General features: G+C 61.5%; 20 protein-coding genes. 9 read left to right on the forward strand and 11 right to left on the reverse strand.

Annotation, left to right across the window (positions count from 1 at the left end; genetic code table 11):
• Positions 1-38 precede the first annotated feature (38 nt).
• Together dnaE and JL474_RS05875 are read right to left on the reverse strand one after the other, a co-directional pair.
• Positions 39-3,527 (reverse strand): DNA polymerase III subunit alpha, encoded by a 3,489-nt coding sequence (gene dnaE / locus JL474_RS05870; protein WP_203141241.1) that lies wholly within the window; start codon positions 3,525-3,527, stop codon positions 39-41.
• 108 nt (positions 3,528-3,635) lie between these two features.
• Positions 3,636-4,103, reverse strand: coding sequence for a TlpA family protein disulfide reductase (locus tag JL474_RS05875; RefSeq protein ID WP_223807976.1), 468 nt, complete (start codon positions 4,101-4,103; stop codon positions 3,636-3,638).
• A 63-nt stretch (positions 4,104-4,166) separates the two neighbouring features.
• On the opposite strand from JL474_RS05875, the gene arsC reads away from it, so the two are divergent.
• The 4 genes from arsC to JL474_RS05895 are packed head-to-tail and all read left to right on the forward strand — an operon-like array spanning position 4,167 to position 7,285.
• Positions 4,167-4,520 (forward strand): arsenate reductase (glutaredoxin), encoded by a 354-nt coding sequence (gene arsC / locus JL474_RS05880; protein WP_123635507.1) that lies wholly within the window; start codon positions 4,167-4,169, stop codon positions 4,518-4,520.
• Between the two features lie 10 nt (positions 4,521-4,530).
• A complete protein-coding gene (wrbA, locus tag JL474_RS05885) occupies positions 4,531-5,133 on the forward strand; it encodes an NAD(P)H:quinone oxidoreductase (protein ID WP_123635506.1) in 603 nt (200 codons plus the stop codon).
• A 9-nt stretch (positions 5,134-5,142) separates the two neighbouring features.
• Entirely contained in the window at positions 5,143-5,496 is a 354-nt protein-coding gene (locus JL474_RS05890) for a DUF2069 domain-containing protein (protein WP_203141242.1), read from the forward strand.
• Between the two features lie 7 nt (positions 5,497-5,503).
• The gene (locus tag JL474_RS05895) at positions 5,504-7,285 is read left to right on the forward strand and encodes a GspE/PulE family protein (RefSeq protein WP_203141243.1); all 1,782 of its coding nucleotides are present in this window, start codon (positions 5,504-5,506) and stop codon (positions 7,283-7,285) included.
• 6 nt (positions 7,286-7,291) lie between these two features.
• Here JL474_RS05895 and JL474_RS05900 read toward each other — a convergent pair whose 3' ends face one another.
• From JL474_RS05900 to smrA, 9 genes are all read right to left on the reverse strand, one after another.
• Complete coding sequence (locus JL474_RS05900; RefSeq protein WP_236011995.1) at positions 7,292-8,344, reverse strand: DUF3080 domain-containing protein; 1,053 nt, start codon at positions 8,342-8,344, stop codon at positions 7,292-7,294.
• Positions 8,345-8,443: 99 nt separating this feature from the next.
• Positions 8,444-9,136 (reverse strand): acireductone synthase, encoded by a 693-nt coding sequence (gene mtnC / locus JL474_RS05905; protein ID WP_203141244.1) that lies wholly within the window; start codon positions 9,134-9,136, stop codon positions 8,444-8,446.
• On the reverse strand, positions 9,133-9,693 hold the full coding sequence (locus tag JL474_RS05910; RefSeq protein WP_203141245.1) for a 1,2-dihydroxy-3-keto-5-methylthiopentene dioxygenase: 561 nt from the start codon (positions 9,691-9,693) through the stop codon (positions 9,133-9,135). The genes mtnC and JL474_RS05910 overlap by 4 nt, the downstream gene beginning before the upstream one ends.
• On the reverse strand, positions 9,690-10,316 hold the full coding sequence (locus tag JL474_RS05915) for a methylthioribulose 1-phosphate dehydratase (protein WP_203141246.1): 627 nt from the start codon (positions 10,314-10,316) through the stop codon (positions 9,690-9,692). The genes JL474_RS05910 and JL474_RS05915 overlap by 4 nt, the downstream gene beginning before the upstream one ends.
• 50 nt (positions 10,317-10,366) lie before the next feature.
• Positions 10,367-11,335, reverse strand: coding sequence for an XdhC family protein (locus JL474_RS05920; RefSeq protein ID WP_203141247.1), 969 nt, complete (start codon positions 11,333-11,335; stop codon positions 10,367-10,369).
• The gene (locus JL474_RS05925; protein ID WP_203141248.1) at positions 11,335-13,545 is read right to left on the reverse strand and encodes a xanthine dehydrogenase family protein molybdopterin-binding subunit; all 2,211 of its coding nucleotides are present in this window, start codon (positions 13,543-13,545) and stop codon (positions 11,335-11,337) included. Before JL474_RS05925 ends, JL474_RS05920 begins: the two co-directional genes overlap by 1 nt.
• Positions 13,542-14,012, reverse strand: a complete 471-nt coding sequence (locus JL474_RS05930) for a (2Fe-2S)-binding protein (RefSeq protein WP_203141249.1) — start codon at positions 14,010-14,012, stop codon at positions 13,542-13,544. Before JL474_RS05930 ends, JL474_RS05925 begins: the two co-directional genes overlap by 4 nt.
• Positions 14,013-14,266: 254 nt before the next feature.
• Positions 14,267-14,503, reverse strand: coding sequence for a hypothetical protein (locus tag JL474_RS05935; protein WP_203141250.1), 237 nt, complete (start codon positions 14,501-14,503; stop codon positions 14,267-14,269).
• A gap of 100 nt (positions 14,504-14,603) precedes the next feature.
• Complete coding sequence (gene smrA, locus JL474_RS05940; RefSeq protein ID WP_203141251.1) at positions 14,604-15,185, reverse strand: DNA endonuclease SmrA; 582 nt, start codon at positions 15,183-15,185, stop codon at positions 14,604-14,606.
• A 378-nt stretch (positions 15,186-15,563) separates the two neighbouring features.
• Between smrA and JL474_RS05945 the strand changes: the two genes are divergently transcribed.
• The 5 genes from JL474_RS05945 to JL474_RS05965 all read left to right on the forward strand — a co-directional run bounded on the left by JL474_RS05945 (position 15,564) and on the right by JL474_RS05965 (position 21,178).
• The gene (locus JL474_RS05945) at positions 15,564-17,474 is read left to right on the forward strand and encodes a putative nucleotidyltransferase substrate binding domain-containing protein (RefSeq protein WP_203141252.1); all 1,911 of its coding nucleotides are present in this window, start codon (positions 15,564-15,566) and stop codon (positions 17,472-17,474) included.
• Positions 17,471-18,187 (forward strand): 3'-5' exonuclease, encoded by a 717-nt coding sequence (locus JL474_RS05950; RefSeq protein ID WP_203141253.1) that lies wholly within the window; start codon positions 17,471-17,473, stop codon positions 18,185-18,187. Before JL474_RS05945 ends, JL474_RS05950 begins: the two co-directional genes overlap by 4 nt.
• Before the next feature lie 364 nt (positions 18,188-18,551).
• Positions 18,552-18,815: a DUF4212 domain-containing protein gene (locus JL474_RS05955; RefSeq protein ID WP_203141254.1), complete on the forward strand. Its 264-nt coding sequence runs from the start codon at positions 18,552-18,554 to the stop codon at positions 18,813-18,815.
• Between the two features lie 5 nt (positions 18,816-18,820).
• A complete protein-coding gene (locus JL474_RS05960; protein WP_203141255.1) occupies positions 18,821-20,587 on the forward strand; it encodes a sodium:solute symporter family protein in 1,767 nt (588 codons plus the stop codon).
• An 87-nt stretch (positions 20,588-20,674) separates the two neighbouring features.
• Complete coding sequence (locus JL474_RS05965) at positions 20,675-21,178, forward strand: hypothetical protein (protein ID WP_203141256.1); 504 nt, start codon at positions 20,675-20,677, stop codon at positions 21,176-21,178.
• The last annotated feature ends 13 nt before the right edge of the window (positions 21,179-21,191 follow it).

Raw genomic sequence — 21,191 nt, forward strand, 5'->3', positions numbered from 1 at the left:
CCACTTGCGCTATACACCTTCGTCGTAGACCAGACACATCAGTCGTAAACCAGTTCCACGGCCTGATCGCCGACAAGATGTCGCAAGTTTAGCAGTAAATCGTCGTTGGGCTGGACCCGCCAGGTCTCACCCAGTTGAATCCGGGTCCGCGCCTCGTCGCTCTGGTAGTTGATCCAGACCGGGCAGCCGGTGCCCTCACGGCCCCGATGCGGCTGCAGCGTGCGGTCCAGCTTGTCGAGCAACCCGTTACCCAGCTGCTCGGACGACAGCGACATTTGCAGGCCGCGACTGTAGCGCTGGCGCGCCGTGGCCACGTCCATGACATCGCTGACCCGCATTTTCAGGGAGCCGGAGTAGTCGTCATGGCTGACCGTCCCATCCACGACCACCACCTCATCGGACTGCAACAGGTCCCGATTGTCGTTGAAGGTCTCGGAAAACAGCGTCGCCTCAATGCGGGCGGAGCGATCGTCCAGGGTAACAAAGGCCATGGTCTGGCCGCGCTTGTTCTTCATGGTGCGCATGGCCACCACCAGGCCCGCCACCCGTTGCGGCGCCTTGGCCGGCTTGAGATCGGCGATGGACTGGCGGGCAAACCGACGCACTTCACGCTCGTACTCATCGAACGGGTGGCCGGTCAGATAGAGGCCCAGCGTGTCTTTCTCGCCCTTGAGACGCTCCTTCTCAGGCCACTCGCGCACCTTGCGCACTTCCTCGAACGGATCACTGTCGGTGCCGTCCAGGGTTTCGCCGAACATGTCCACCATGCCCACGGATTCGTTGCGGGACTGCTGGCCGGCCTGCTGCACCGCTTTCTCGATACTGGCCATCATCTGCGCCCGGCCCGGACCCAGCTTGTCCATGGCCCCGGCCCGGATCAGTGCTTCGATAGCCCGTTTGTTCACCCGTTTGAGATCAACGCGCTTGCAGAAATCGAACATGTCCTTGAACGCACCGCCTTCCCGGCGCGCCTCGACAATGCTCTGGATCGGTCCTTCACCCAGCCCCTTGATGGCGCCAAGACCGTAGACCACCTGGCCGTCGTCGTTCACCGTGAAGGTGTACTCCGAGGTGCTGACATCCGGCAGGACCAGGTCCAGCTTCAGGTTGCGACACTCCTCGACCAGCGTCACCACCTTGTCGGTGTTCTGCATATCGGCGGTCAGAACCGCCGCCATGAACTCGGCGGTATAGTGCGCCTTCAGCCACAGGGTCTGGTAGGACACGAACGCGTAGGCGGCCGAGTGGGATTTGTTGAAGCCGTAGCCGGCGAATTTCTCCACCAGATCGAAGATGTTCTCGGCCAGCGTCTTCTCGATGCCGTTTTTCTCGCAGCCTTCGAGGAAGAACTGCTTCTGCTTGGCCATTTCCTCGGGTTTTTTCTTACCCATGGCCCGGCGCAGCATGTCCGCGTTACCCAGCGTATAGCCAGCCATCACCTGGGCGATCTGCATGACCTGTTCCTGGTACAGGATAACCCCGTAAGTAGGCTCCAGAACCGGCTTCAGGCCCTCATATTGATAGTCCGGGTGCGGGAACGACATCGGCTGGCGACCGTGCTTCCGGTCGATGAAGTCGTCCACCATGCCGGACTGCAGCGGCCCCGGACGGAACAGGGCCACCAGGGCGATCATGTCTTCCAGGCAGTCCGGCTGCAGGCGGCGAATCAGGTCTTTCATACCGCGGGATTCAAGCTGGAAGACGGCGGTGGTCTCAGCCTTCTTGAGCATGTCGAACGACGGCACGTCATCCAGCGGAATCTTGCCGATGTCCAGCGGCGCCTCGCCCTGCTTCTCCCGCTTGGGATTGATCATCTCCAGGGCCCAGTTGATGATCGTCAGGGTCCGCAGCCCCAGGAAGTCGAACTTGACCAGCCCGGCATCCTCAACGTCGCCCTTGTCGAACTGGGTCACTGGGCTGCCGCCCTCATCGTCACAGTAGAGCGGCGAGAAGTCGGTAATCTTGGTGGGCGCGATGACCACACCCCCGGCGTGCTTACCGGCGTTCCGGCAGACCCCTTCCAGCTTGAGGGCCATTTCCCAGATTTCCTGGGCTTCCTCATCCTGGTTCAGGAAATCCCTGAGCTGTTCTTCCTGCTCAATGGCCTTGTTCAGGGTCATGCCGACCTCGAACGGGATCAGCTTGGACAGCTTGTCCGCCAGCCCGTAGGACTTGCCCTGGACCCGCGCCACGTCGCGCACCACCGCCTTGGCGGCCATGGTACCGAAGGTGATGATCTGGGAGACCGCAGCGCGGCCGTATTTCTCGGCCACGTAATCAATGACCCGGTCACGGCCTTCCATACAGAAGTCGACGTCGAAGTCGGGCATGGAGACCCGTTCCGGGTTCAGGAAGCGCTCGAACAGCAGGTCGTATTCCAGCGGGTCCAGGTCGGTAATCTGCTGCGCGTAGGCCACCAGCGAGCCGGCACCGGAGCCTCGTCCCGGGCCCACCGGAACGCCGTTGTTCTTGGCCCACTTGATAAAGTCCATAACGATGAGGAAGTAGCCGGGGAACCCCATCTGGATGATGATATCCAGCTCGAAATTGAGGCGCTTGTAGTAGGCGGCGCGCTTCTCGTCGTATTCGGGATCATCCGGCGACAGCGTGCGGGACAAGCGGTCTTCCAGACCTTCTTCCGACACTTTGCGGAAGAAGTCGTCCATCGTCATCCCTTCCGGGATCGGATAGTCCGGCAGGAAGTATTCCCCCATGCGCACCTTGACGCTGCAGCGCCGGGCAATTTCCACGGTGTTCTCGATGGCCTCGGGAATGTCCGAGAACAGCTCGATCATTTCCTCGGGGCTGCGCAGGTACTGTTCGTCGCTGAACCGGCGGTCACGGCGGGGATCATCGAGCGTGCGGCTCTCGCCGATGCAGACCCGGGCCTCGTGCGCCTCGAAGTCTTCCTGGTTGAGGAAGTGGACATCGTTGGTGGCGACCACCGGCAGCTCGAGCTCATCGGCCAGTTCGACGCTCAGGTGCAGGCAATCTTCGTCGCCCTGACGGCCGGTCCGATGCAATTCCAGGTAGTAGGCGTCCGGGAACAGGCGCTTCCAGTATTCCGCCCGTTCACGCGCCAGATCCGCCTTACCCGCCAGCAGCGCCCGGCCGACATCGCCCACCTTGGCGCCGGACAGCGCCAGCAGGCCGTCAGCCCGGGATTCAATCCATTCCCGCTTGATGATGGGGACACCGTGGAGTTGGCCGTCGGTGTAGCCCTGGGAGATGATTTCCGTCAGGTGCAGATAACCGGTCTGGTTGCGGGCAAACAGGGTCAGCCGGAAGGGCTTTTCCGGTTCGTCGGGATTCTCCAGCCAGATGTCGGCCCCGATGATCGGCTTGATGCCCGCCCCCATGGCCGCCTTGTAGAAGCGGACCAACGAACACATGTTGGACTGCTCGGTCAGCCCCACCGCTGGCATGTTGAGTTCGGCCACCCGATTGATGAACGGCTTGATGCGGACGATGCCGTCGACCAGCGAATACTCGGAGTGGACGCGCAGATGGACAAAGGTATTGGACATGGGGCGAAAATCTGGCTCTGATTGGGACAACGAATAAAGGGAAATTCTAACAGCGCTGCGACGACAATTCGCGGTTGATTTCCAGGGAAACTTGAAGATTGCCGGAATTTACCCGGACGCCCCCTTGCCCTCGATCAACGCCCTGAGGCCCGCCTCGGACTGGGCGCCAAAGCGCGCTTCCAGCAGTTTTCCTTCGGGCGTCACGATAAACGATGCCGGCAGTCCGACGGGCTGTTTCCAGTCCAATGCCGGTCCCGGGTCTTCCGCCAGCAAGCGGAATTGAATCTGCATCTTGTCCGCCAGCGAGCGCAACGGCTCCCCGGTAATGCCATCAAAATTGACGCCCAGTACCGTCACATTGGGGGATTGATCCAGGTGGTTCAGTTCCGGTATTTCCTCGCGGCACGGCTTGCACCATTCGGCCCAGTAATTCACCACCACCCATTGCCCCCGAAGGCTGGACCAGTCGAGGGTCTGGCCCTGGGCATCCTGAAAACTGGGCCGGTCACAGCCGGACAGTACCAGCAGACTTGCCATTGCCAGAGTGGCCGGGATAAACCGTTGAATGTACTGCAAACGCATCCCTCCTGTTAGACTACCCTGCAGATTCGATCGATCACCGAAATCCGAGGATGCACGATGACAGAAGCCACCCGCATTTTCCATAACCCTCGCTGCTCCAAGTCCCGCCAGACGCTGGCCCTGCTCGAGGAAAAAGGCATCCAGCCGGACGTCGTCCGTTACCTGGACACCCCGCCGAGCGCCAGCGAACTGACCGCTATCCTCAAGCAGCTCGGCAAATCGCCGCGCGAGCTCATGCGCAAGGGCGAGTCGGAATACAAGGAACTGGGCCTGGACGACAGCAGCCTCAGCGACGAGCAGCTGATCGAGGCGATGGTCACGCATCCCAAACTGATTGAGCGCCCGATCGTCCTGCACGGGGGTAAGGCGGCTCTGGGCCGTCCGCCGGAAGCCGTCCTGGATATTCTCTGAGGCCCACCGGATGAGCGAACAGCCGTATATTCTCGTTCTCTATTACAGCCGCGGTGGCCATACGGCCGAAATGGCCCTGCAGGTGGCCCGAGGCGTGGCGCGCGTCAACGGCATCGAGGCACGCGTGCGCACCGTGCCGCCGGTCTCACCGGACACCGAAGCCAGTCTGCCGCCGGTTCCGGACGAAGGCGCCGTCTACTGCACGACGGAAGAACTCAGACACTGCGCCGGTCTGGCGTTGGGCAGCGCGACCCGGTTCGGCAACATGGCCGCGCCACTCAAGCATTTCCTGGACACCACCGGCGACCTTTGGTTGAACGGCGCCCTGGTGGACAAGCCGGCCGCGCTCTTCACCTCCACCGGCAGCCTCCACGGCGGCCAGGAAGCGACGCTGCTGTCCATGGCGATTCCCCTGATGCACCACGGTATGTTGATCACCGGCGTGCCCTACACGGAACCGGCCTTGTCCCGGACGGATGCGGGCGGCACGCCCTACGGAGCCAGCCACTGGGCCGGCACGGACGATCCCCACGCGATCACGCCGGACGAATCGACCATCTGCCAGACCCTGGGTGAGCGACTGGGTCGCCTCGCCGTTCGGCTGTCACAATAACGAGCTGCCATGCTGCACACAGGACGCGCCCGAAAGACCCGACTGCTGTGCCAGGTGCTGTATGGCATCCTGGTGGCGTTGCTGGTCATCACCACCTTCTTTCCGGCTCCGGATCCGGCCCTTTCCCTGCCACTGGTCCTGACAGTCAAGCTGGTCCCCCTGCTCCTGTTCATCCCTTTGGTGGCCCGCGGCGATAACCGGGGCCTGATCTGGCTGAGCTTCGTTCTGATTTTCTACTTCATGCAGTTCGTGGTCAGCGCCTGGCTGACGCAGGGTGCCCTGGCTCCCAGTCTCAACGCGCTGGTCACCCTGCTGCTCTTCGTTTCTGCTATGGTGCATCTGAAAATCAACCGGCCCGAGTAGTTTGCCCATGTCGACGACCAGTCTTGCCGCCCCGCCCCGCGCCACACTCACCCTGCGGGATATCTGTACCGCCCTGGTGGAGGACGGCCAGATTGATCAGGCAGATGCCGAGCGTGTGCTAACGGCCAATCTGGGCGCCGACGCCAACAAGCGCCACCCGCTCGAAGTAGTCGCCATCGCCGCACTGACCAGCCAGAAGACCGGACGCACCCTGGATCTCGACCGGCTCACCGAATGGCTCGCCCATTGGGCCGATCAGCCTTACTACCACATCGATCCGCTCAAGATAGACGCGCCCGGTGTCGCCCGCGTCATGTCCTTTGCGTTCGCCCAGCGCCACAACATCCTCGCGGTGGAAATTTTCCCGGAGGAGGTCTGGATCGCCAGCGCCGAGCCCTTCAAGCACGACTGGGAGGCCAACCTGCGCCACGTCCTGAAAAAGGACATCAAGCGGGTGGTCGCCAACCCGGAAGACATTCGCCGTTTTACCGTGGAGTTCTACCAGCTGGCCAGCTCGGTCAGTAAGGCCAGTGGCAGCGCCAGTCAGGGCGGCGCCAACATCCACAACTTCGAGCAGTTGCTGGACCTGGGCGACAACAAGAGCCCGGACGCCAACGATCAGCACGTGGTCAAGATCGTCGACTGGCTGCTGCAATACGCCTTTGAGCAGCGCGCCAGCGATATCCACATTGAGCCGCGCCGGAACATCTCACAGGTCCGTTTCCGCATCGACGGCGTTTTGCACAACGTCTATGAATTTCCGGATCAGGTGGGCGTCGCCGTCATCAGCCGCCTTAAAATCCTCGGCCGTCTGAACGTCGCCGAAAAGCGCAAACCCCAGGACGGCCGCATCAAGACCCGCAAGCCGGACAACAGCGAGGTGGAACTGCGCCTGGCGACCATGCCGACGGCGTTTGGCGAGAAAATGGTCATGCGGATTTTCGACCCGGAAGTCCTGCTGAAAAGCTTTGACCAGCTCGGTTTCGGCAAGGAGGACATCCAGCGCTGGTCCGACATGACCAACCAGCCCCACGGCATCGTGCTGGTCACCGGTCCGACCGGTTCCGGCAAGACCACCACGCTCTACTCAACCCTGAAACAGCTCGCGACGCCGGAGGTCAACATCTGCACGATCGAGGATCCGATCGAGATGGTGGAACCGGCGTTCAACCAGATGCAGGTCCAGCACGGCATTGACCTGACCTTTGCTTCGGGCGTTCGCGCCCTGCTGCGCCAGGACCCGGACATCATCATGGTGGGCGAGATCCGCGACCTGGAAACCGCCGAGATGGCCGTTCAGGCCGCCCTGACCGGTCACCTGGTGCTGTCCACCCTGCACACCAACGACGCGCCCAGCGCCATCACCCGCCTCATCGAACTGGGCATTCCGCCCTACCTGATCCGGGCGACCGTGCTCGGCGTCATGGCCCAGCGTCTGGTGCGGACGTTGTGCCCCAGCTGCAAGCAGCCGGCGCAGATCGACGAAAAAGCCTGGGCCAACCTGACCCGGCCCTGGAAAGCGCCCAAGCCCACGGAAGTCTTTGCGCCGGGCGGTTGCCTGGAATGCCGCAACACCGGTTATCGCGGCCGCGCCGGTGTCTACGAGATCCTGCAGCTCTCTCCTGCCCTGCGCCATCGGGTGGACGAATCCTGCGATCTGGAGCAGCTGCGGATCGATGCCTACAAGGACGGCATGCGCTCCCTGCGCCTGAGCGGCGCCCAGAAAATTGCCGCCGGCTCCACCACCATCGAGGAAATCCTGCGGGTCACACCCGAGAGCCAGCGCTGATACCGCTCAGGACGCCGCCCCGGGCGGCATGCCGCACTGCTTGAGCAGGATCTGCCACTGCTTCGTGTGGCGGGCGATGGCCTCATCGAACTGCTGCCAGAGACTGTCTGGCCCTTGCTGGCTGATGTAGCGGTTGAAGTAGACCTTGAAGCCGTCGGGCATCACTGCCGTCTGACTGCGCCCCAGCCGCTCGAAACCTGGCACCAGCGCCTGTCGTGCCTGCTCCACGGCGGCCAGGTAGGGCTGGACTTTCCCCGCATAGATCTTGAAGAACATGTTCCTGGCGATGTCCGCGTCGTTGTTGGTCTTGCCGTTCAAACACAGCGGATGATCCGCCAGACGCCGTTCGACCAGGTCCGCCGCGTCGTTCAGGCGCGTGGTGAGCAACAGGGCGCTCTTGATCAGCTGCCCCATCCGGTTTTCCGCCTGCCAACGTTGATGCACACCGCCCAGAAAGCCCAGATCAACACTCATATCGCCCGATTCAATGGCCGCTAACCGGTCGTTCAGCAGTCCGAGATCGGCGGACAGATCCGAGACCGTCTCGCCGCTCGCGTCCATGGGCAGCGCCCCCTCCGTTCGGGTAAAGAGCTGCTCAATCTCCTCGGTGGCCCAGGTGGCGTTCCAGATGGCAATCGGGAGACTTTCCAGCTTGGCCTCGCGGGCCTGCTTCACGGAGGCGTAGAGCTCTTTATCGTCTTCCAGCTCCGGCAGGCAATCCCTCGCGGCGTTGATGAAACGCAACTCGTAACGCAACACGTTGACCGGCTGCATCACCCGGCCCAGGCCGGAATTGCGCTCCCCGACGACCACCTGGAGATCACAGCCGTACAGGGACAGAAAATCCAGCATGTCCAGCTCAAGCTTGGGCATCTCCAGCCGCCGCTCCCGGCGCCGGGGAAACAGGTCCGCCAGCGGCACGTCGGACAGCTGGGGGTCTTCATCCAGCACGCGGGCCACCCGGTCCACGTACTCGTCCATCATGGCGTCCGGCGCCGAGAACGGGTTGCAGCCCACCAGCAAACTGGCCAGAACAGGAATCAGGAACAGCGTTTTCAAGCGCAAAGCATCAGCCCGGAAATACAGGTATCTGTGCCAAGTGTACGCACGGGAAGGCAAAAAAGTGCAGAAGGCGGGCTCGATCGGCCCGCCGTTGGGTCAGTCGATCTCGCTCATCAGCGCGTCGACGTCGTTAAAATCGCGGGCGACCCGGTAGTCGGTTTCCGGCGCGTCGCCGTCACGCACCAGCAGTATGGTTTCCATGCCCGCTTCCGAAGCGGCATCCAGTTCGGCGGTGACGTCCGACAGGAACAGGACGGTCTCGGGTTCGACACCCAGTTCGTGCAGGATCGCCCGATACGCGGCGGCTTCGCGCTTGGCCCCGATTCGGGTGTCAAAGTAACCGCTGAAGAACGGCGTCAGGTCGCCGCAGCGGCTGAAACCGTAGATCAGCTTCTGGGCCTGGACGGAGCCGGACGAGTACACAAACAGGCGCAATCCGCGATCGTGCCACTCACGCAGTTTCTCCGCCGCATCGTCGTAGACGTGGCCCTTGAAGTCGCCGTCCCGGTAGCCCTTTTCCCAGATCATGCCCTGCAATGCCTTGAGCGGCGTCGCCTTGCGATCCTCGCCGATCCAGCCCTGGAGAACCCGGGCCAACGCCTCCAGATCGCCGGCATCCGTGCCGGTCTCCCGGGCCACGGCATCCAGCTGCGCCCTCACCGCCGGCTCGTCGGCCTGCTCCCGCACGAACGCCGCCATGTGTTCGGCGGCGTATGGGAACAGCACGTCGTGAACGAAAGTGATCGAGCTGGTCGTCCCCTCGATATCGGTCAGGATGACGCGAATCATCCAGCGGCTCCCAGCATGCCCTCGTAACGCGGGAGCCGACTGGCAATGTCCTCACCGGTAAAGCTGGCCACCCAGCCGTCCGGGTTGGAGAACAGACGAATACAGGTGAATTCCGGCGCCGGCCCCATATCGAACCAGTGGCGGGTGCCGTCCGGCACGCTGATCAGGTCGTTCTGCTGACACAACACGGCATACACCTTCTCGCCAAAGTGCAGGTAGAACAGCCCCTGCCCGCGCACGAAAAAGCGGACTTCGTCCTCGCTGTGGGTGTGCTCGTCGAGGAACTTCTTGCGCGCCGCGTCCTTGTTGGGGTTGTCGGCGTTCAGACTGACCACATCGGCGGTCTGGAAGCCACACTCGTCTTTCAGGCGCGCGACTTCATCGGCATAAGCCTCAAGAATCGCGTCCTGGGAGGCATCGGCCGGCAATTCGCGGGTCGGCCACTGTTCGAAGCGAACGCCCTGCTCGTTCAGCAGACGCTGGATGTCGGTCGGGTCGTCAGTCACAATCTCCGGTTGATCCGGCTGTTGTTCTCGGTAGATACGCAGCGTGGTCATCGTGTCACCTTCATCATTTCCAGTTCACAGGCGAACAGGAACTCAAATGCTTCCACATGGCGTAAACAGTCTGCCATGGTCTTTCCCCAGGTATAAAGGCCGTGGCCCCGGATCAGATAGCCCGGCTGGTCCGGATGTTCAGCAAACCAGTGGCGGGTTTCGCGGGAAAGCGCATCAATGTCCTGGGTATTTTCAAAAATCGGCACGGTCAGCGTGGACTCGTGGGTGCCCACACCCGGGAATGCTTTCTGCAACTCGTAATCCTGCAGTTCCAGCTTTCCCTGATCGGCCAGCGCGCGACTGAGCACCGTCGCATTCACCGAATGGGTGTGGAGGACGACGCCCACATCCGGGAACTGCTCATAGAGCACGGTGTGCAGCAGGGTTTCCGCAGAAGAGCGGGCGTTACTCTGCACCGCCTTTCCGGCGAGGTCCACCACCATGATGTCGCCGGCGCCCAACTGGCCCTTATGACGCCCCGACACGGTGATCGCAACGTGTTGCTCATCAATTCGCGCCGAGTAGTTGGAGCTGGTGGCCGGCGACCAGCCGTTGGCGTAAAGGAAGCGGCCTGCTTCGATCAGCGACTGGGCAGCCTCGGCATAGCGCATTACATCAAACATGGGGCCTCCAGGCCGTCGCCATTCGGGAATCCGTCGATCATTGCCGGGTATTATAGAGCGCCACGACCGGCCAGCAAGCCATGCCGGACGTCCACCAGATCCGCAATAATCGAGACAGCGATCTCCGCCGGTGTCTTGCTGCGGATGGCCACGCCGATGGGGGCGTGCAGACGCTCCAGCTGGGTCTCGCTGACGCCCAGTGACCGCAGGCGCTCACGACGGGCCCTCGAGGTCTGTTTCGACCCCATGGCTCCCACATAGAAGCAATCAGCCTGTAACGCGGCCAGCAGGGCCATGTCGTCGACCCGCGGATCGTGCGCCAGCGCCAGCACCGCGCTGAATCGGTCACTGAACGAGGCCATGACCAGATCATCCGGCAGGGCCGTGACCGCGGGTGTCTCATCTTCCTGCCAGCCCCGCAGGAAGGTCTCCCGCGGTTCGCACAGTGTTACTGCAAAGCCACAGCGGCGGCCGATGGCGGCCACGTGGGCGGCCACTTCGCCGGCCCCGACCAGCAGCAATCGGCATTCCGGCCCAAGAACCTGACGGATACGACCCTCATCCTGCTCGATGCCGGTAGCCGCGGACACATCGACCTCGAACGTCACTTGCCCCGAATCCAGAGCGACCGTCCGGCTGACCGGCCGGTTCTCTGCCAGGGCCTGCAGCAGTTGCCGGAGCCCTTCGCGGTGATCGCCGGAGAGCGATTCCACCAACAGCTGGATACGGCCACCACACGGCAGCCGGAATCGCTCCTGGTCATCGGCGCTGATGCCGTAGTCGACCACCACCGGTGTCGCAGGCTGATCGCCCCGGGCAGTGCGCTGCAGCAGATCCTCTTCCAGGCATCCGCCAGACACCGATCCCGCCCAGCGACCGTCGTCGCTGACCGCCAGCATGGAACCGGCCGGCCGCGGGGACGAGCCCCAGGTTTCCAGGACCGTACAGAGCCAGACACGCCGGTCTTCCGCCAGCCAGTCAGCCGCCTTCTCAAGCACCGCGTATTGGGGATGTGTCACTAAACCTCCACTTTGAACGGCATGTTGCGTTGCCGTTTACCCGTCAGGGCAAACAGCGCGTTACCCAGCGCGGGCATCACCGGCGGCACGCCGGGTTCTCCCACGCCGGTGGGCGACGCTTCGCTGTCGATGATATCTATGGTCATTTCCGGCAGGTCGTACATGCTCAGCAATCGGTAGTCGTCGAAATTACCCTGCTTCACGGCGCCCTGTTCGAACTCAATCTCGCCGTAGAGCGCGGCCGTTAGTCCGAACAGGATACCGCTTTCCATCTGCATACGGACCACGTCGGGATTCACCACCTGGCCGCAGTCGACCACACAGGCGACGCGATAGACCCGGATGGCACCACCTTCAATGCCAGCCTCAACCACCTGGGCGACCAGGGTGCCGAAACTGCGATGGATCGCTATGCCCCGCGCCCGGCCTTCAGGCACCGGCCTGCTCCAGTCACCAAGCTTTGCGGCCCGGTCCAGCACCGCCAGGTCTCCCGGTTTCTGCTTCAGCAGATCCCGGCGGAATTTATACGGGTCTCGGCCCAGCGAGTGGGCGACCTCGTCCATAAAGGTTTCCACGACAAAGCCATTATGGGAGTGGCCGACGGAGCGCCAGTAACTGATCGGTATTCCCGCGTCCACGTGGGTGTGGCGCACGCGCACGTTCGGCGCGGCGTAGGGATATTCGACCGCACCCTCGATGGCCGAGGTGTCCTTGGGGGTGGCGATCCCTTCGGCCATGACGCCCACACGGGCCAGGCTGTCGTAGAGGAACTTAGGCGCCCACGGAAACTGGGCGGCCGCTGCGTTCCGGGCATACCAGTTCAGGACCTGGGGACCGACGATTTGATGATCCCAGCCGGTGATCTGCTCGTCGGACAATGTCGCTGACAGGCGGTGCAGCATGGCGGGCCGGTAGACGTCGTGACGCATGTCGTCTTCCCGCGACCAGAGCAGTTTCACCGGGCGGCGCACCTGGAAGGCGATGGCGGCCACTTCTTCAATGTAATCCTGGGTCAGCCGGCGACCAAAGCCGCCGCCGATCCAGGTGGTGTGAATGGTGACCTCGTCCGGCGAGAAATCCGTCACCCGGGCGGCGGCAATGCGGCCCAGGTCCGGTGCCTGGGTCGGCGCCCAGACTTCGATGCCGTTCTCGTTGACCCGCGCGGTCGCATTCATCGGCTCCATGGTGGCGTGGGCCAGGAACGGAACCCGGTATTCGGCTTCCAGGACCTGCCCTGCCTGGCTGCGGGCCTGTTCAACATCACCGTCTTCCCGTTCGGTCTCACCGGGGTCGTCATCGGCGGCCCTGGCATAGGTCTCGAAGACGTGGTCGACGTCCAGATCCAGCGCGTCGGTCTCGTCCCAAACGATCTCCAGTGCGTCCTGCGCCTTGCGCGCCCGCCAATACTTATCGGCCACGATGGCCACACCCCGTTCCGTCTCGACCACGTCGATCACGCCGGGCATGGCCCGAACCGTGTCCGCATTGAAGCCCTCCACCCGTAATCCCAGGCGCGGTGGTCGCGTCATGACCGCGTACACCATATCCGGCAGGTCCACGTCGATGCCGTATTCGGCCTGGCCGGTGGATTTGATCTCGGCATCGTGACGGGTATTCGTTTTGCCGATATAACGCCATTCGGATCGAGGACGGAGCGGAACCGGATCGGGGACGGTCTCGTGGGCGGCCAAGGCCGCCAGCTGGCCATAACTCAATGAGGTTTCCCCGTCCGGATGCCAAACCCGGCCATCCCGCCCGGTGCAACGACGGGCCTCCACATTCCAGGTGCGGGCCGCTGCACGTTCCAGCATGATTCGAGCGGCAGCGCCCGCCTCGCGCAGGGGCTGCCAGCTCGTCGCCAGGCTTGTGCTGCCGCCGGTTAACTGCAGCTTGTAGAGAGGATTGCGATAGGCGTCACCCACCGGGGCAAAGCGTGTTTTAAGGGTGTCTGGCGGAACGTCGAGCTCTTCGGCGACCAGCGTGGTCATGCCGGTGACCGTGCCCTGTCCCATCTCCACACGAGCGATCGTCAGGGTGATTCCGTTCTGATCCGTGATTTCCAGCCAGGCATTCGGCGTCCAGCGCCCTTCGCCGCCAGATTCGCGGTACCCGTTGTCCGAGGCGGCACAACCACCCAGGCTGAAAGACAGCATCAGGCCGCCACCACTAACGGCCGTTGCTTTCAGGAATTCGCGTCGGCTGAGGCTCATGCGTCCGCCTCCCCGTGCTTCGAAACACTCTTGATGGCGGCGTGAATGCGGGCATAGGTACGGCAGCGGCACAGGTTGCCACTCATGGCGGCGACGATGTCGTCATTGGATGGCGCGGCGTTGTAGCTGAGGAGATGCGCCGCAGACATAATCTGTCCTGACTGGCAGTAACCGCACTGAGGCACGTTGTGTTCGACCCAGGCCAGCTGCAGGGGATGCAGCTCGCCTTCGGGCGCCAGGCCTTCGATGGTGGTGACTTCTCGCCCCTCCGCCAGGGAAACTGGTGTCGAACAGGAACGAGCCGGGCTGCCATCCAGGTGCACCGTACAAGCGCCACACAACCCCTTGCCACAGCCGAACTTGGTCCCTTTCAATCCCAGCTCATCGCGCAACACCCAGAGCAACGGGGTGTCCGCCTCAATGTCCAACTGCCGTAACTGGCCATTGACTGTCAGTTTGATCGCCATGCGTGTTCTCTCATCGTGATGTCGTTATTGTTTTTTGTCATGTTGTCGTGTGGTCAGACCCGACAGTTTCAGGCCAGTCTAGCCGGAATTAGAGTAATCACTCAATTCCGGCACGCGCACGGCAGAAAACAGGGAAGGATACACGGAGGAATAATCGATAGCGGACTGTCGGCACAGCGTTGCTGACGGGAGGCCACAACGCAAAAGCGCCGGACAGGGCCGGCGCTTTGCAGGGGGCGGTCAATCAATGGGGGTCACTGGATGACCGGATCCCCATTGCTGTCGTTCCAGATTTTACGCTCTCCGGAATCCATCTTGCCGTTGGAATCCCAGAATTTACGATCCTTGGAGTCCATCTTGCCGTTGTCGTCCCAGACTTCACGGTTGTGGGTGGCTTCGTCCACCTTACCGTTGTCGTTCCAGATGGCCCGGTCCTTACTGCAACCGGCGAGCACCAATCCGACGAGCGCTACCAGAATCAGCTTACGCATGAATAACTCCCTGATTGCTTTCAAGTGCCCCTATTTCAACACAGATTCGGATCGCACAGCATTAAGTGTCGCTCATGTTGGCGTGTCGAAAGATGACCATTTATTTGGAACCGTAACGCTCCCGATTGTGCTGCTTGTCGCGATCCCCTTTGCGCAGCATGACGTATACCGCGCCAGTGCCCCCGTGATGCTTTTGCGCCGAATGGAACGCCATGACCGGTTCAAGTTCCGGCAGCCATTTGGCCAGGTAGCTCTTGAGCTGGGCGATACCGTCCGGGTTACGTTCGCCCTTGCCGTGCAGGATCAACGCGGAACGGATGCCATGGGACAGGCACTCGTTGATAAAACTGAAGACTTCCCGACGCGCTTCATCCACGGTCATACGATGCAGGTCCAGGCGGGCTTCAATCGGGTATTGACCCAGGCGCAGCTTGCGATAGACGCCATGCTGGATACCCGGCCGCTGATAGGCCAGCACATCGTGACTCTTGAGAGGCTCGACGTTATCACCGGTGAGCGGATTGGTGTCCTTGGGCGTGTCGCTTACGGCCGAATGCTGCCGTTCAAGATGCCCCGGCGTCACCACACGGGATGCCTGGACGTCGGCGCGATTGGGCCGTTTAATCCGGCGCACATCGCTCATTTCTTCCAGAAAGCTGAGCCGCTCCTCTTTTGTGGTCATGGTTCTACCCGGTTTGTTGCTGTGGTGCTTGTCCGCGATGCCTAAATACAGGAACGGACAGAAAAACTCTACCACCAGCCGCGCCAACACGGAAGCAAGCCCAAAGGGATACGAAGCGGGAAATACGGGTGCCAGAACGAAAAAACCCCCGGAGGGGACCGGGGGGAGCATAAATTCGGGAAGAAATCTTCCCTTAAGCTTTCAGACACCACAGACAGTTATCCCGACGGAGATCAGTTACGAGATAACTGCAAGTACCTTAACCAAATCCTTTGACGTCTACAGTTGTACATTAGTCTTACACATCCGCTCACCGGCCGCTCAAAGCTTCAACTAAACTCGTCAGATAACAAAGCGCAAGAACCCTGAGGACCCTCCATGCCTGCCGAAAACCGGGACCCACATCCACAGAACACCCGGGCCATTATGGCCTTCCTGCGTGAGCATAATCCCTTTGCGAGCATGGATGAGGACCATCTGGCCCATTTTGCCGAACACAGCACGTTGCGATTCTATGCCGACAACGATGTGGTGATTTCGCCGGACGATGGCCCGGTGACCACCTTCAATGTGGTCAAACAGGGACTGATACGCGGCGAACGCGAAGGCAAAGACGGCAGCGTCCAGACGACCTTCGAAATCAGCCAGGGCGAATGTTTCCCGCTCGCGGCCCTGATCGGCGAACGCCCAACCCGAACCCTGCATCGGGCGGCCGGCGATACCTTTTGCCTGAGCCTGGATCACGCCAGCTTCGTGACCCTGTTCGCCGAGAGCGATCCATTCCGCGATTTCTGTCTGCGCGGCGTCAGCAGCCTGCTCGATCAGGTCAACCAGCGCATCCAGTCCAACGCGATGGCCACCATCAGCCCCGCCCAGTCGCTGGACACGCCTCTGGATCGCTATGCCCTGCGCAATCCCATCGTCTGTTCGCCGGATTCTCCCGTTCGCAAAGCGGTCGCCCGCATGCACGAGAACAACGTGGGCAGCGTCATCGTCACCAATGAAGCCCGCCAGCCAGTGGGTATTTTCACCTTGCACGACCTGCGCACGATGATCGCTGAAGAGACGGCCTCGCTTGACGCCTCGATCAGCCAGGTCATGACGCCGGATCCGCTCTCCCTGCCTGCCGACAAGGACGCGTTTTCGGCCGCGATGCTGATGGCCGAGCATCACATTGCCCATGTGTGCCTGACCGATCGTGAAGGCCGGCTTGTCGGTATCGTGTCCCAGCGGGATCTCTTCTCTCTTCAGCGTGTGGACCTGGTTAGACTGGCGCGCACCATCGCCACCGCCGGTCATCTGAGGACGCTCGTCAGCCTGCGCTCGGAAGTGACCCGTCTGGTGGACACCATGCTGGCCCACGGTGCCGATTCCGGGCAGATCGTCAAGATCATCACCACGCTGAACGACGTCACCGTGCGCCGCGTGCTCGAGCTCAACATGGCGAAAAGCGATCCCGGCATTCCCTTTACCTGGCTGACGTTCGGCAGCGAGGGACGTCAGGAACAAACGCTGCTGACCGACCAGGACAACGGCATGCTGTTCGAGCCGCCAGCGGGCATGAGCGAAGACGACGTGCGGACGACGTTGCTGCCCTTTGCCGAAACGGTCAATAACGAGTTGGCCGAATGCGGGTTTACCCTGTGCAAGGGCAACATCATGGCCAGCAATCCCAAGCTGTGTCTGAGCAGCCGCGAGTGGGACGACTGGTTCATCCGCTTTATCGAGGCCTCGACGCCGCAGAACCTGGTGTACTCGTCGATTTTCCTGGACATGCGCGCGGTCTATGGCCCCGCCCCCCCCCTGGAGCAACTCCAGCAACGGATCGTGGGCCGTATCCGGAAAAACGCCTTGTTCCAGAAAATGCTGGCGGCCAATGCGGTGGAACGTAGGCCGCCACTGACCCTGTTTCGAGGCTTTCGCTATGCGCCGGACGGGGAGAAACACACCCTCGATCTCAAACGCCAGGGCCTGGCGCCGTTCGTCGAGTCGGCGCGGGTGTTTGCGCTGGCCAACGGCATTACCGAATCCAACACCGTCGAGCGCATGGAACAGCTTGCTAGGAAAGGCGTCTTCGACCGCAAGGACGCCAACGCCTGGAAAGAGGCCTATGGTCTGATCCAGGCCATCCGTATGCGCGCCCACCAGGAGCAGGCCAGGCAGGACCAACCGCTGCACAACTACGTGAACCCGGACGACCTCAATCCATTGGATCGGCGGATCCTGAGAGAATCGTTTCGACAGGCCCAAAGGCTTCAGCACAAACTGGAACTCACCTATCAACTATGACGACTCCGATCGACCAGATTCGCCACTGGCTGTCACAGCGATTCGGCACCACGCCCCGGCGCGCGACACTCGATGATCTGCCCCTTCCCAAGCGGCCCGACAACACCGATTTGGCTGGCCAGCGGCTGATCGTCCTGGATCTGGAAACCACCGGTCTCAACCCGGCCCGGGACCAGGTGATTGCCATCGGCGCCGTCGCGATCGATGGCATGGCCATCCCGCTCCGCGACCAGTTTGACCTGATCCTGCAGCGCCCGGAGCTGGATATTCGTGAAACCGTGCTGATCCATGGAATCGGCCCCGAATCCTTACGGCGCGGCCACGAGACGGAAGACGCCCTTCTGCGCCTGCTGCAATGGATGAACGGCGATCCCGTGCTGGCCTTTCACGCCGCCTTCGACCGCCGATTTCTGGAGAAGGCCCTGCGATCCCGGCTCGGTTACAACACCGGGCACACCTGGCTGGACGTTGCCGAGATCCTGCCGGCCCTTTTTCCCGACGCCCGGGTTGGAAAAGGACGGCTGGACGACTGGGTAGACTGGTTCGGCCTCAACGTCAGTGAGCGCCATCATGCCGCCGCCGATGCCATGGCGACCGCCGAGTTGGCTCTGATCGCCCTGCGCTATGCCCGCAAGAAAAACATCCTCTCCCTGGCAGCGCTCAACGATGCCCTGCGTGTCGGGCGGCGCATTCAGCAGCTTAAAAACCACTGATATCTTTAACATTTTTTTGGCGACGCATATCTACCGCCAGGCGATATATCGCCTTACAAAGATGTTTAAGGACTAACAGTTGCATTCTTAGACTATTTGCCAATATCCAATGTTCCGGCTGCGGGTAGAGTCTGACTTTGGGTAAAGATGGAAAAAGAATGCAAATAAGTATTTCCGAGTGACCCGAGCGCTGTGCAGCACGTCGCGAGCCCGATTGGACGCATGACTGATCCGCTTCCAGCACCGGTTTACGGCCATGGATGGGGCAGCAACGGATAATCGTCGCGGCAGTCCAGCCGGTCTCGGACCAAACGCCTACCAATAAAGAGCCCATGTTCAATAAAAACAACATTGGAGAGCTGTTATGTCGCACGACCCTCAAAACGCTGTGGAATACTGGAAGGCGAACCTACGCCTGATTGTCGGATGCCTGGTGGTCTGGGCGTTCGTCTCTTATGGCTGCGGAATACTCTTCCGACCGCTACTGGCCGGCATCCACGTCGGCGGGACCGACCTGGGATTCTGGTTTGCCCAACAGGGATCCATCCTCTCTTTCATCGTTCTGATCTTCTTCTATGCCTGGAGAATGAACGCGCTCGACCGTAAATTCGGCCTGCATGAGGAGTAAGCACGATGAGTCAATTTGCCATTAACATCCTGTTTGTGGGCGGCTCATTCGCCCTCTACATTGCCATTGCGATCTGGGCCAAGGCCGGAAGCACCAAGGACTTCTACGTTGCCGGTGGCGGCGTTCATCCGGTCACCAACGGTATGGCGATCGGTGCGGACTGGATGTCAGCCGCCTCTTTCATTTCCATGGCCGGCCTGATTGCCGCCGGCGGTTATGCCAACTCCACCTTCCTGATGGGCTGGACCGGCGGCTACGTATTGCTTGCCATGCTGCTGGCGCCTTACCTGCGTAAGTTCGGCAAGTTTACGGTGCCTGAGTTCATCGGCGACCGGTTCTACAGCAAGAACGCGCGCCTGGTGGCGGTTATCTGCCTGATCGTGGCTTCGGTGACCTACGTTATCGGCCAGATGGCCGGTGCCGGTGTGGCCTTCTCCCGCTTCCTGGAAGTAGACGCCACCATGGGCCTGATCATCGCTGCGGTCGTGGTCTTCGTGTACGCCGTACTCGGCGGCATGAAAGGCATCACCTATACCCAGGTAGCCCAGTACTGCGTGCTGATCGTCGCCTATACCATCCCGGCGGTATTCATCTCGCTGCAACTGACCGGTAACCCGATCCCCGCGTTGGGCCTGTTCTCGGATCACACGGCCTCCGGCATGCCGATCCTGGACAAGCTGAACCAGGTCATTACCGATCTGGGCTTCAATGAGTACACGGCGGATGTGGACAACAAGCTGAACATGGTGCTGTTCACACTGACGCTGATGATCGGTACCGCCGGTCTGCCGCACGTCATCATCCGGTTCTTCACCGTGCCGAAAGTGGCGGACGCGCGCTGGTCAGCCGGCTGGGCCCTGGTCTTCATCGCCCTGCTCTACCTGACCGCACCGGCCGTGGCGTCCATGGCCCGCCTGAACCTGATGAACACCATCTATCCGGAAGGCACCCAGTCCGCCCCGATCCAGTACGACGACCGTCCCAACTGGGTGAAGGAGTGGGAAACCACCGGCCTGATCCAGTACACCGACAAGAATGGCGACGGCCGCATCCAGCTGTACAACGATACGCCGGCCTTCCAGAGCCAGGCTGAGGCCCGCGGCTGGAAGGGGAACGAGCTGGAGGTCAACCGGGACATCCTGGTTCTGGCCAACCCGGAAATCGCCAATCTGCCGGGCTGGGTCATCGGTCTGATCGCTGCCGGGGGTCTGGCAGCTGCCCTCTCGACTGCGGCAGGCTTGCTGCTGGCGATTTCGTCGGCAGTGAGTCACGACCTGATCAAAGGCTCCATCAATCCGAACATCAGCGAGAAAGGCGAACTGATGGCGGCCCGGATCTCCATGTCGGTGGCCATCGTTGTGGCGACTTACCTGGGGGCCAACCCGCCCGGCTTCGCGGCCCAGGTGGTGGCGCTGGCGTTCGGTATCGCCGCGGCGTCCCTGTTCCCGGCGCTGATGATGGGGATTTTCTCCAAGCGGGTGAACAACACCGGCGCCATTTCTGGCATGCTGGTGGGTCTGGCCTTCACGCTGGTCTACATCTTCGTGTACAAGGGTTGGCTGTTCATCCCGGGCACCAACAACCTGGCGGATACGCCGGACAACTGGGTCCTGGGAATTTCCCCGCTGTCTATCGGTGCGATCGGTGCGATCATCAACTTCGTCGTGGCCTTCGCAGTTTCCTCGGCCACCGAAGAACCGCCGCAGGAAATTCAGGATCTGGTTGAAAGCGTGCGCTATCCGCGCGGCGCCACGGGCGCAGTCGACCATTAATCCGAAATGTAGTTCAATGCAGCACGCTGCATAACGACAACAGGCGGGCTTCCCCTCGGGGAAGCCCGTTTTATTTAAGGAAGACCGATGTTCTGGAATTTTGTTGCTACCGTGTTCGCGGGGCTGGGTGCTGCCGGGCTGGCACTGGGCATCCGCGCCGCAACACGCCAGAAAGCCCCGCGCTGGCTGATTCCGGTGTTTGCCGGCATCGGCATGCTGAGTTACCTGGCTTACAATGAATACACGTGGCACACCGTCACCCAATCCCGGTTGCCGGACGGTGCAGTGGTGGTCAATGAAGAAACCCAGAGCGTGATCTGGCGCCCCTGGAGCCTGATCGTGCCGCAGGTCGTGCGCTTTACGGTGCTCGACACACACAGTATGAAGCCCGACCCGACCAACCCCGAGGTCGTGAGTTTCTATCTTTACCGGTTTGAGAGGACCTATACTGACTCGGTTAAAGAACAGGTCTATCTCCTGAACTGCAACTCACAGGAGCTGGTGCCGGTCGGTGATGATGGCAAGGCCAATACCAAAGGGCTGAGGCAGTTATCCGACGGCGACCGTTTGCTGGGTCAGGTGTGCTCCTGACCAGCAGGCGTCG

The sequence above is a fragment of the Marinobacter mangrovi genome (assembly GCF_016798325.1).
GTDB classification, from domain to species: Bacteria; Pseudomonadota; Gammaproteobacteria; order Pseudomonadales; family Oleiphilaceae; genus Marinobacter_A; species Marinobacter_A mangrovi.